The organism is Streptomyces sp. NPDC050448, assembly GCF_040655295.1.
Classification (GTDB): Bacteria; Actinomycetota; Actinomycetes; order Streptomycetales; family Streptomycetaceae; genus Streptomyces.
This window is the reverse complement of record NZ_JBFAJR010000077.1, coordinates 1-13,146: the sequence shown is the minus strand read 5'-3', so window position 1 is coordinate 13,146 and position 13,146 is coordinate 1. Positions and strand designations below refer to the sequence as shown.

Below are 13,146 nucleotides of genomic sequence, written 5' to 3'. Positions count from 1 at the left end.
CCGATCACCGCACCCGGACGAACACCGACCGAACGCCACACCTCCGCGAGCGAGACCATCACGGCGAACAACGCCGGCTGCACCACATCCACCCGGTCCAGGGAAGGGGCACCCTCCACACCCCGGAGGACATCGACCAACGACCAGTCGGTAAAGGGCTCCAGCGCCTTCGCACACGCCTCGATCCGCGCCGCGAACACAGGTGAAGCGTCCAACAGCCCCGCAGCCATGCCCACCCACTGCGAACCCTGCCCCGGGAACACGAACGCCGTCTTCCCACCGACCACCGACCCGCCCACCACACCCGCGGCCAGCGACCCCGACGCCACCGCCGCCACACCCGTCACATGGTCACCGAGAACCACCGCACGATGCTCCAGCCCCGCACGCGTCGACGCCAACGACCACGCCACATCCACCGGATCCACACCGGCCACATCCGCCGCGACCAACCGCTCCGCCTGCGCCCGCAACGCACCCGCACTCTTACCCGACAGCACCCACGGCACCACCGGCAGAACCGAACGCTCACCCTCCCCCGCCACACCCCCGGCGTCGACCACCGGAGCCTGCTCCACGATCACATGCGCATTCGTCCCACTGAAACCGAACGACGACACACCCGCACGCCGCGGACGGTTCGTCTCGGGCCAGGCGGTCCGCTCCGTGAGCAGTGCCACCGCGCCCGACTCCCAGTCCACGTGGGGCGACGGCTCGTCCACGTGCAGGGTCTGCGGGACGATGCCGTGGCGCATGGCCTCGACCATCTTGATGATGCTCGCGACACCGGCCGCGGCCTGGGTGTGCCCGATGTTCGACTTGACCGAGCCCAGCAGCAGCGGCCGCTCGGCCGGCCTGTCCTGCCCGTAGGTGGCCAGCAGCGCCTGCGCCTCGATCGGGTCGCCCAGCGTCGTGCCCGTACCGTGCGCCTCGACCACGTCCACGTCGGCGGCGGCGAGACGGGCGTTGGTGAGCGCCTGGTGGATGACCCGCTGCTGGGAGGGACCGTTGGGCGCGGTCAGGCCGTTGCTCGCACCGTCCTGGTTGATGGCCGAGCCGCGGATCACGGCGAGGACCGGGTGGCCGTTGCGCTGGGCGTCGGAGAGCTTCTCGACGAGGAGCATGCCGACGCCCTCGCCCCAGCCGGTGCCGTCGGCGGCGGCCGCGAAGGGCTTGCAGCGGCCGTCGGCGGCGAGGCCGCGCTGGCGGCTGAACTCGGTGAAGGTGGCCGGGGTCGCCATGACGGTGACGCCGCCCGCGAGGGCCATGGTGCACTCGCCCGCCCGCAGGGCCTGCACCGCGAGGTGCAGGGTGACGAGGGAGGAGGAACAGGCGGTGTCGACGGTGACGGCGGGGCCTTCGAGGCCGAAGGTGTAGGCGACGCGGCCGGAGGCGATGCTGCCGGAGCTGCCGGTGCCGAGGAAGCCCTCGACGCCCTCGGGGACGGAGTCCAGCCGGGCGGTGTAGTCGTGGTACATGACACCGGCGAAGACGGCTGTGCGGCTGCCGCGCAGCGACGTGGGGTCGATGCCCGCCCGCTCGAAGGCCTCCCACGAGGATTCGAGCAGCAGCCGCTGCTGCGGGTCCATCGCCAGGGCCTCGCGCGGCGAGATGCCGAACGGGGCGGGGTCGAAGCGGGCGGCGTCGTAGAGGAAGCCGCCTTCGCTGACGTAGCTGGATCCGGCGCTGTCGGGGTCGGCGTCGTAGAGGGTCTCCACGTCCCAGCCTCGGTCGGCGGGGAATCCGGAGATCGCGTCGTCGCCGTCGGCGACGAGCCGCCACAGGTCCTCGGGGGTGCGGACGCCGCCGGGGTAGCGGCAGCTCATCGCGACGATCGCGACGGGTTCCTGGTTCTGCTCCTCGACCTCGCGCAACCGCCTGCGGGCCTGGCGCAGATCGGCGGTCGCCCGCTTGAGGTAGTCGCGAAGCTTGTCCTCGTTCACCATGTGCGTGGGCTCCATGCCAGAGAGGCGGTCGTACGGGTCTGTCTGTCCGTGGTGGGTGCAAAAAGATGGCCGGGCGGGGCGGGGGTGCCCCGCCCGGCGGTTTCAGGCGCCGAGCTCGTCGTCGAGCAGGTCGAAGAGTTCGTCGTCGGTCGCCGTGTCGAGGTCGCCGTCGAGGTCCTCGTCGTCGGTGCGCCGGCCGGTGTCCTGGCCGGCGTTCCACTTGGCGAGGAGGGCCTGGAGGCGCATCGTGATCCGCGAGCGGGTGACGCTGTCCGCGTCCGCAGCTCCGGCCCCGCCCAACGCGGCGTCCAGCCGGTCGAGTTCACCGAAGACGGCGGGGCCGTCGGCGTCGAGGGGCAGCGCGGAGCGCAGATAGGCGCTCAGGCCCTCGGGGGTCGGGTAGTCGAAGATGAGCGTGGCCGGGAGGCGCAGGCCGGTGGCGGCGCCGAGCCGGTTGCGCAGTTCGACCGCGGTCAGCGAGTCGAAGCCGAGCTCCTTGAAGGCGATGCCGGGTTCGATGGCGGCCGCACCGCTGTGGCCCAGGACCTGGGCGACGTGGGTGCAGACGGTGTCGAGGAGCACCCGGTCCCGTTCGGCGGGCGGGAGTTGGGCGAGCCGCTCCGCCAGCGTGCCGGGGGCGTCGGCGGACGCCGCCCCGCTGCTGGTCCTGCGGCGTACGGGCGTACGGAGCAGGCCGCGCAGTATGGGTGCGACAGTCTCGGCGACCTGCGACTGGAGTCCGGCCAGGTCGATGCGGGCGGGAACCAGCAAGGCGGGGACGTCCTCGTCCGGCCCGGCCGTCGCCGCCCGCAGGGCCGCGTCGAAGAGGGCCAGGCCGTCGGCCTCGGAGAGCGCGTCCATGCTGCCGCGGCTGAGGCGGCGGCGGTCCTGCCCGTCGAGGGTGGCGGCCATGCCGGCCTCGTCGTCCCACAGGCCCCAGGCGAGCGAGAGGCCCGGCAGGCCCTGTGCCCGGCGGTGCTGGGCGAGCGCGTCGAGGAAGGTGTTGCCCGCAGCGTAGTTGGCCTGTCCGGCGTTGCCGAAGACACCGGCCGCGGAGGAGAACAGGACGAAGGCGGCGAGGCCCAGGTCCCGCGTCAGCTCGTGCAGGTTCCACGCCGCGTCGGCCTTGGGCCGCAGGACCTTCGTGACCCGTTCGCGGTCGAGCGAGGTGATGGTGGCGTCGTCGAGGACACCGGCGGTGTGCACGACGGCCGTCAGCGGGTGCCCGGCCGGTACCGAGGCCAGCAGGGCGGCCAGGGCGTCCCGGTCGGCTGCGTCGCAGGCCGCCCAGGTGACCTGGGCCCCCGCGGCGGTGAGCGCGTCGGCGAGTTCGGTGGCTCCGGCGGCCGCGGCTCCGCGACGGCTGGTCAGCAGCAGGTGCCGTACGCCGTGCTCGGCGACGAGGTGCCGGGCGAGCAGGCCGCCGAGGGTGCCGGTGGCCCCGGTGATCAGGACCGTGCCCTCGGGGTCCGGTCCGCGGTCGGCGGGGGCGCCGTCCGCGGGCGGGGTGAGGGCGGCGCGGGCCAGGCGGGGGGCCCGCACGGCTCCTGCGCGCAGGGCGAGCTGGGTCTCGTCGGTGGCGAGCGCGGCGGGCAGGGCCCGGTGCGAGGCGTCGTCCCCGTCGAGGTCGACCAGGACGAAGCGGTCCGGGTGCTCGGCCTGCGCGGAGCGCAGCAGACCCCATACGGCGGCGTGCGCGAGGTCGGTGACGTCCTCGTCGGGGCCGGTGGCGACGGCGCCGCGGGTGACGACCGCGAGCCGGGCCGCCGCGAACCGCTCGTCCGCCAGCCAGCCGTGGACCAGGTCCAGGGCGTTGCCGGTCGCGGCGTGCGCGTCCGGGGCGGTGAGGTCGGCGGCCAGCGGGACCAGCACGGTGTCGGGGGCGGGCTCACCGAGGGCCTCGGCCAGGTCGAAGGCCTCGCCGAGGGCGGTCAGGTCGGGATGGGCCGCCCCGGCCGCGTCGTCGAGGACCCCGGCCCGTTCCAGACCGGCGCCCGTCTTGAGCGGGTCGGCGCCGAGCAGGGCCCAGCCGCCGGGGATCGGCTGCGTCTGCGTGGCTTCGGTAAGTGGCAGGGCGGTCCAGCCGATCCGGAAGAGCGCCTCCCGCACGGGTCCGGAGGCGGCGGTGTCCGCGGTGAAGGGCCGCAGGACCAGCGCGTCGACGTCGAGGACGCGTTCGCCCTTCGCGTCCCACAGGGTCAGTGCCACCGCGTCGCGGCCGGCGGGGGTCATCCGCACGCGCAGCGCGGTCGCCCCGGCGGCGTACAGGCGCACGCCGTCCCAGGAGAACGGCAGCCGGGCGCCCTGCGGGCCGTCGGGGAAGAAGTCCCCGAGGCCGACGGCGTGCAGGGCCGCGTCGAGGAGGGCCGGGTGCAGGCCGTACGGGGCGGCGTCCGCGAGGCGGTCCTCGTCGAGGGAGACTTCGGCGTACACCTCGTCCCCGAGCCGGTAGGCCCGGCGCAGGTTGCGGAAGGCGGGGCCGTAGCCGAGCCCGATGGCGTCGAGGCCGGGGTACAGCTCGTCCACGGGGGATTCGACGGCCCCGGCAGGGGGCCACTCGCCCAGGGGGTCGGTGCCGGGGTCCTCGGTGGCGGGGGCCAGGGTGCCCGCGGCGTGCCGGGTCCACGGCTCGTCGGGGGCGGACTGCTCGTGGCGCGAGTAGACCTGGAAGGCCCGCCGGCCGTGCGCGTCGGCCTCGGCCACGGCGAGGCGCAGCTGCGTCCCGCCCGTCTCCGGGAGCACCAGCGGTGCTTCGAGGGTGAGGTCGTCCAGCCGGTCGCAGCCCGCGTGGTCGCCCGCCCGGACGGCCAGCTCGACCAGCGCGGCACCGGGCAGCAGGACGCTGCCCGCGACGCGGTGGCCGGCCAGCCAGGGGTGGGTGCGCAGCGAGAGCCGCCCGGTGAACAGGAACCCGTCCGTGTCGGGCAGGTCGACCGCCGCTCCGAGGAGCGGGTGCGCGGTCGCGCCGAGCCCGGCGGAGACGACGTCGCCGGCGAGGGCGTGGGCGGGGGCCTCCAGCCAGTAGCGCTGCCGCTTGAAGGCGTAGGTCGGCAGGTCGGCGCGGCGGGCGCCGGTGCCTTCGTAGTACGCGGTCCAGTCGACGGCGATCCCGCGCAGGTGCGCCTGGGCGAGGGCTGCGGCGAGGGCGGATTCCTCGGGGCGGTCGGCGCGCAGGACCGGGTGGAGGGCGGCGCCGTCGCGGGTGAGGCAGTCCTGGGCGAGGGCCGACAGGACGCCGTCGGGGCCGAGTTCGAGGTACGTGGTGACCCCGGCGGCCTCCAGGGCCCGGACGCCGTCGAGGAAGCGGACGCCTTCACGGACGTGCCGCACCCAGAACTCCGCCGAACCCATCTCGTCGGAGACGAGGGCACCCGTCAGGTTGGACACCACCGGGATGCGCGGGGCGGCGAAGGACAGGCCCTCCACGACCTGGCGGAAGTCGCCCAGCATCCGGTCCATGTGCGGGGAGTGGAAGGCATGACTGACCGTCAGCCGCTTGGTCTTGCGATCGGCGAAGGACTCGGCGACGGCGACCGCCGCGTCCTCGTCACCGGCAATGACCACCGACCGCGGTCCGTTGACGGCGGCGACGGCGACACGGTCGGTCAGGTGCGGCAGGACTTCGTCCTCCGAGGCCTGGACCGCGATCATCACGCCACCCGACGGCAGCGCCTGCATCAGCCGCCCGCGAGCGGCGACCAGCGTGCAGGCATCCTCCAGCGAGAACACACCGGCCACGTGCGCGGCCGCGATCTCACCGATGGAGTGACCGGACAGTAGGTCCGGCTTGACGCCCCACGACTCCAGCAGCCGGAACAGGGCCACCTCGACCGCGAACAGCGCGGGCTGCGCGTACTCCGTACGATCCAGAACAGCCGCGTCCTCGCCGAACAGCACGTCCTTCAGCGGCAGTTCGAGGCTCATCCCAGCGCACACGGCATCCAGTGCGGACGCGAACACCGGGAATGCGTCGTACAGCTCACGCCCCGCCCCCAGCCGCTGGCTGCCCTGGCCGGTGAACAGGAAGGCGAGCTTCCCGGCCGACGGCGTGCCCTCCAGCACTCCGGGGGGCCGGCTGCCGTCCGCGAGTGCGGCCAAGCCCGCCAGGAAGCCCTCGCGGTCCTCCGCGACCACGGCGGCCCGCCGGTCGAGGGCGGCCCGGCTCGTGGCCAGGGCGTAGCCGGTGTCCGTGAGGGACAGCTCGGGGTCCGCGGTGACGTGTGCCGCCAGGCGGGCGGCCTGTTCGCGCAGGGCCTGGGGGTCCTTCGCCGAGAGCAGCCACGGCAGGGCGCCGGGCACCCGGTCGGGTACGGGCCGCGCCGCGGGCTCCGTCGGCGCGGGAGCCTGCTCGATGACGGCGTGGGCGTTGGTGCCGCTGAAGCCGAAGGAGGAGATGCCAGCGCGGCGCGGGCGCCCCGTGTCCGGCCACGCGGTGGCCGTGTCCAAGAGGGCCACGGCTCCGGAGGCCCAGTCCACGTGCGGGGTGGGCTCGTCGACGTGGAGGCTCTTGGGCAGGACGCCGTGCCGCATCGCCATGATCATCTTGATGACGCCGGCGACACCGGCTGCGGCCTGCGTGTGCCCCATGTTCGACTTGATCGAGCCGAGGAGCAGCGGCCGGTCCTCCGGGCGGTCCTGGCCGTACGTGGCCAGCAGCGCCTGGGCTTCGATCGGGTCGCCCAGCGTCGTGCCCGTGCCGTGCGCCTCGACGGCGTCCACGTCGGCGGCCGACAGCCCGGCGTTGGCCAGGGCCTGCCGGATGACGCGCTGCTGCGAGGGTCCGTTCGGGGCGGTCAGGCCGTTGCTCGCACCGTCCTGGTTGACCGCCGTACCGCGGATCACGGCCAGGACCGGGTGGCCGTTGCGGCGGGCGTCCGAGAGCCGCTCCACGAGGAGCACACCCGCTCCCTCGGACCAGCCCGTACCGTCGGCGTCGGCGGAGAACGCCTTGCAGCGGCCGTCGGCCGCGAGGCCCCGCTGCCGGCTGAACTCCACGAACGCGGCGGGGGTCGCCATCACGGTCACGCCGCCCGCCAGCGCGAGCGAGCACTCCCCGTTGCGCAGGGCCTGCACCGCGAGGTGCAGGGCCACCAGGGAGGAGGAGCAGGCCGTGTCGACGGTGACCGCCGGGCCCTCCAGACCGAAGGTGTAGGACAGGCGGCCGGAGATGACGCTGCCCGCGTTGCCGGTGCCGAGGAAGCCCTCCACTCCCTCGGGCAGGGCGGCGAGCCGGGACGCGTAGTCCTGGTACATGACGCCCGCGAAGACACCGGTACGGCTGCCCCGCAGGGACCGCGGGTCGATCCCGGCGCGTTCGAAGGCCTCCCAGGTGGTTTCCAGCAGCAGCCGCTGCTGCGGGTCCATGGCGACGGCCTCGCGCGGGGAGATCCCGAAGAAGGCGGGGTCGAAGGCGGAGGCGTCGGTGAGGAACCCGCCCTCGCGGGCGTAGCTCGTGCCCTCCTGGCCGGGGTCGGCGTCGAAGAGGCCGTCGACGTCCCAGCCGCGGTCGTCGGGGAATCCGGAGATGACGTCCCGGCCCTCCAGGACGAGGCGCCAGAGGTCGTCGGGGCTCTCGACGCCGCCGGGGTAACGGCAGCCGAGGCCGACGACGGCGATGGGTTCGTCGTCGCGGAGTGCGGTCGCGGCCGCCGGAGCGGCGGGTGCGGCGGCGGGTGCGGCGCCGAGCAGTTCGTCGCGCAGGTGCTCGGCGAGGATCGTCGGGGTCGGGTAGTCGAAGACGAGGGTGGCGGGCAGGCGCAGCCCGGTGGCGGCGCCGATCAGGTTGCGGAGTTCCACCGCGGTCAGGGAGTCGAAGCCCAGCTCGCGGAAGGACCGGTCGGCCTCGACGGCCTCGGGCCCGGCGTGGCCGAGTACGGCAGCCACCTGGGTCCGGACCACGTCCAGGACGAGGGACTGCTGCTCGGCGACCGTCAGGCCCGCGAGCCGTATTGCCGCGGCGGGGGCGCCGGAGGCGGCGGCCCGGCGGGCGGGCATCCGGACCAGGCCGGTGAGCAGCGGCGGGAGCGTGCCGGTGCCCGCCTGGGCGCGCAGGGCGGCCAGGTCCAGCTTGACCGGCACCAGCAGCGGCTCCTCGGCGCCGCAGGCGGCGTCGAACAGCGCCACGCCTTCCGCGGCCGTGAGGGCGTCGGCGCCGCCGCGGCCGAGCCGGGAGACCTCGTCGGCGCCCAACGTGCCGCCCATGCCGTCGGCTTCGGCCCACAGGCCCCAGGCCAGGGAGGTCGCAGGCAAGCCCTGGGCCCGGCGGTGGGCCGCCATGGCGTCCAGGAAGGTATTGCCCGCGGCGTAGTTGGCCTGTCCGGCGTTGCCGAAGACACCGGCGGCGGAGGAGAAGAGGACGAACGCGGTGAGGTCGATGTCCTGGGTCAGCTCATGGAGGTTCCAGGCCGCGTCCACCTTCGGGCGCAGCACCGCCGACAGCCGTTCGGCGGTCAGCGACCCGATCACGCCGTCGTCGAGGACACCGGCCGTGTGCACGACCCCGGTCAGCGGGTGCTCCGCCGGAATCCCGGCCAGCACGGCGGCCAGGGCCTCACGGTCGGCGACGTCGCACGCCGCCCAGGTCACCTCGGCGCCCAGTTTCGTCAACTCCGCCGACAGCTCCGGGGCTTCACCCCGACGACTGGCCAGCAGCAGGCGGCGTACGCCGTGCTCGGTGACCAGGTGACGGGCGAACAGCGCGCCGAGCGAACCGCTCGCGCCGGTGACCAGCACGGTGCCGTGGGTGTCCCAACCGGCGGCCGTCTCCCCGGTCTCCCCCGTCCGCACGGCGGCGCGGACCAGCCTCGGTACCAGCGCCGAGCCTCCCCGCACCGCCACCTCGGTTTCACCCGTGGCCAGGGCGACCGCGAGCGGGCCCGCCAGCTCCCCGTCGACGTCGACGTCGACGAGGACGAAGCCGCCCGGGTTCTCCGACTGCGCGGACCGCACCAGGCCCCACACCGCGGCACGGACCGGGTCGTGGACGCCTTCTCCGGGCACGGCCTCCACCGCGCCGCGCGTCACGAACACCAGGCGTCCGTCCGCGGACGGGTCCGACAGCCAGTCCTGCACCAGACCCAGGACCCGGGCCGTTTCGGCGTGCACGGCTTCCGGCACGGCCGCGCGGCCGCGCGTACGCAGGTCGGTGACAACCAGGCCGTCGGCTTCTCCGGCCGCAACCGCCGCCGTCCGGTCGGCGGGCGGGGCCGTCCAGTCGACCCGGAAGAGGGAGTCCGGGCGTCCGTCCCTGCCGGCCGCTTCGATCTGCTCGGGCGAGATCGCCCGCAGGGCCAGCGAGTCCACCGAGGCGAGGGGGTGGCCCGCGGAGTCGGCCAGTTCGAGCGAGACCGCTCCGTGGCCCGCGGCGGCGAGGCGGACCCGCGCGGCCGCCGCGCCCGCGGCGTGCAGGCGTACGCCGGTCCACGCGAACGGCAGCCGGGCCCCGTCCGCGGTCTCGGAGTCCGGGCCCGCGGACAGGGAGGCGTCCAGAGCCAGGGCGTGGAGCGCGGAGTCGAGCAGCGCCGGATGGAGCCCGAAGGCCTCGGCGTCCGCCTGCGCGCGCCCGGCGAGGGCGAGTTCGGCGAACAGCTCGCCGTCGCGCCGCCAGGCTGCCCGCAGTCCGCGGAAGAGGGGGCCGTAGTGGAGTCCGGAGGCGTCGAGGAGTTCGTACGCGTCGTCCACGGGGACGGGGGTCGCGTCGGCCGGCGGCCAGACGCCCAGGTCGGGGGTGGCGGCGCGCACCTCGTCCGCGAGCAGACCGGCGGCGTGGCGCTGCCACGGCTCCTCGGCGTCGGCGTCCGCGGACCGGGAGTGCACGGCGACGGTACGACGGCCCGAGGGGTCCGGGGCTCCGACGGTCACCTGGATCTGGACGGCCGCGTCGGGGTCGGACAGCACCAGCGGTGCCTGGAGCGTCAGTTCCTCCAGGGCCGGGGCACCGACCCGCTCGCCGGCGTGCAGGGCCAGCTCGACGAGGGCCGCGCCCGGGACCAGGACGGAGCCCATCACGGCGTGGTCGGCGAGCCAGGGGTGCGTACGCAGCGACAGGCGGCCGGTGAGGACACACCCGTCGGCGTCGGCGAGGGACACCGCGGCGCCCAGCAGCGGGTGCCCGGCGGCCGCGAGACCGAGGCCGGTGGCGTCACCGGGCAGTGGGGCGCCGGTCTCGGGCCAGAACCGCTCGCGCTGGAAGGGGTAGGTGGGCAGGTCGACGCGCCGGGCACCGGTCCCGGCGAAGCGTGCCTGCCAGTCGGCGTCCGCACCGCGGGCGTAGGCCCGGGCGAAGGCGGCGGTGACGGTCTCCGCCTCGGGACGGTCGGCGCGGAGCGCCGGGGAGAAGACGGCGCCTTCGTCGGTGGTGCAGTCCTGGGCGAGGGCCGACAGGACGCCGCCGGGGCCGAGTTCGAGGTACGTCGTCACGCCCGCGGCCTCCAGCGCCCGGACACCGTCGAGGAACCGCACGCCTTCACGGACGTGCCGGACCCAGAACTCCGCCGAGCCCATCTCGTCGGAGACGAGGGCACCGGTCAGGTTGGAAACGACCGGGATCCGCGGAGCGGCGAACTCCAGCCCCTCCACCACCGCGCGGAACTCCTCCAACATCCCGTCCATGTACGGGGAGTGGAAGGCATGACTGACCGTCAACCGCTTCGTCTTGCGATCGGCGAAGGACTCGGCGACGGCGACCGCCGCCGCCTCGTCACCGGCAATGACCACCGACCGCGGTCCGTTGACGGCGGCGATACTCACCCGCTCGGTCAGCAGCGGCAGGACCTCGCCCTCCGACGCCTGCACCGCGATCATCACACCGCCCGACGGCAGCGCCTGCATCAGCCGACCACGTGCAGCGACCAGCGTGCAGGCATCCTCCAGCGAGAACACACCGGCCACATGAGCGGCGGTGATCTCACCGATGGAGTGACCGGACAGGAAGTCCGGCCGCACACCCCACGACTCGACGAGGCGGAACAGCGCCACCTCGACCGCGAACAGCGCGGGCTGCGCGTACTCCGTACGGTCCAGAACGGCCGCATCCCCGCCGAACAGCACGTCCTTCAGCGGTACTTCGAGGCTCACCCCAGCGCACACGGCGTCCAGCGCCTCCGCGAACACCGGGAAGGCGTCGTACAGCTCACGCCCCATCCCGAGCCGCTGACTGCCCTGCCCCGTGAACAGGAAGGCGGTGCGGCCGGTCTTCGTGACCGTGTCGCGGGTCAGCCCGGGGGCGGTACTGCCGGCCGCGAGGGCGGCGAGGGCGGTGGCGGCGGACTCGGGGTCGCGGGCCAGGACCACCGCGCGATGGTCGAAGGCGGCGCGGGTCGTGGCCAGGGAGTACGCGAGGTCCGCCAGCCCGATGCCCGGGTGCGCGGCCAGGTGCGCGCTCAGGGCGCGGGCGCGGTCGGCGAGGGCCTGGTCCGTACGGCCCGACAGCGGCAGGGGCAAGGCGCCCGGGGCGGCTTCGGTCTCGGTTTCGGCGGGAGCCGGGTCGGCGGGCGGCGCCTGCTCGATGATCGTGTGGGCATTGGTGCCGCTGATGCCGAAGGACGACACACCGGCGCGGCGGGGGCGGCCCGTCTCGGGCCACGGAACCGGCTCGGTCAGCAGGCTGACGGAGCCTTCCGACCAGTCCACGTGCGGGGACGGCTGCTCGGCGTGCAGGGTCCGGGGAAGCACCCCGTGCTGCATGGCCAGCACCATCTTCATCACACCGGCCACGCCCGCGGCGGCCTGGGTGTGGCCGAGGTTCGACTTGATGGAGCCGAGGAGCAGCGGCCGGTCCTCCGGGCGGTCCTGCCCGTACGTGGCCAGCAGCGCCTGGGCCTCGATGGGGTCGCCCAGCGTCGTGCCGGTGCCGTGGGCCTCGATCGCGTCGACGTCGGCGGTGGTGAGTCCCGCGCTCGCGAGGGCGGCGCGGATGACGCGCTGCTGCGAGGGGCCGTTCGGGGCGGTGAGCCCGTTGCTGGCACCGTCCTGGTTGATCGCGGAACCGCGGACTACGGCGAGGACCGGGTGGCCGTTCCTGCGGGCGTCGGACAGCCGCTCCACGAGCAGCATGCCCACGCCCTCGCCCCAGCCCGTGCCGTCGGCGTCGGCCGAGAAGGCCCGGCAGCGGCCGTCGGCGGAGAGGCCGCGCTGGCGGCTGAAGCCGACGAAGGTGCCCGGGGTGGCCATGACGGTGACACCGCCGGCCAGGGCCAGGTCGCACTCGTGGCTGCGCAGGGCCTGGATCGCCATGTGGAGGGCGACCAACGAGGACGAGCAGGCGGTGTCGACGGTGATGGCGGGGCCTTCGAGGCCGAAGGTGTACGAGACGCGTCCCGAGGCGATACTGCCCGTGCTGCCGGAGCCGAGCGACCCGTCCGCGCCGTCGGCCGAGCGTTCCAGCAGGGCGGCGTAGTCGTGATACATGACACCGGCGAAGACACCGGTGCGGCTCCCCCGGACGGACGCCGGGGCGATGCCGGCCCGTTCGAAGGCCTCCCAGGTGGTCTCCAGGAGCAGGCGCTGCTGCGGGTCGGTACCGACGGCCTCGCGCGGGCTGATCCCGAAGAAGGCGGGGTCGAATCCGGCGGCGTCGTGCAGGAAGCCGCCGTGGCGGGTGTACGAGGTGCCCGCGTGGTCGGGGTCGGGGTGGTAGAGGGAGGCGAGGTCCCAGCCGCGGTCGGCGGGGAAGCCGGTGATGGCGTCGCCGCCGCTCTCCAGCAGCCGCCAGAGCTCCTCGGGGGTGGTCACGCCGCCGGGGTAGCGGCAGCTCATGGCGACGATGGCGATCGGGTCGTCACCGGCGCTGCCCGGCTCGGGGGCGGCGTGTGCCGTCCGCGCGGGGGCCGCGTGCTCCGCGCCGAGTTCGGCGGCGAGGTGGCGGGCGAGGGTGAGGGAGGTCGGGTAGTCGAAGACCAGGGTGGCGGGCAGGCGGCGGCCGACGGCCGCGCCGAGCCGGTTGCGGAGCTCGACGGCGGTGAGGGAGTCGAAGCCCAGGTCGTTGAAGGCCTGTCCGGGCTCGATGGCGTCCGGGGTGCCGTGGCCGAGGACATCGGCGACGTGGCTGCGGACGAGGTCGAGCAGGAGCCGTTCCCGGGCGGCCTCGTCGAGGCCGGCGAGGCTCCGTTCGAGCGCGGAGGGCTCGGCCCCGGCGCGCCCGCCGCGGCCGGCCCCGGGCGCGGCGGCGCGTCGTTCGGGCGTACGGTCGAGCGCGCGCAGG

Annotated in this window: 2 protein-coding genes; both read right to left on the bottom strand. The window is 74.8% G+C overall.

From position 1 onward, the window contains the following. A partial coding sequence (locus AB0I68_RS38075; protein ID WP_363182022.1) for a type I polyketide synthase occupies positions 1–1,946 on the bottom strand: 1,946 nt, incomplete at its 3' end. Between the two features lie 102 nt (positions 1,947–2,048). Next, positions 2,049–13,146, bottom strand: an 11,098-nt coding sequence (locus AB0I68_RS38070) for a type I polyketide synthase (protein WP_363182021.1), incomplete at its 5' end; no start/stop codon positions are given.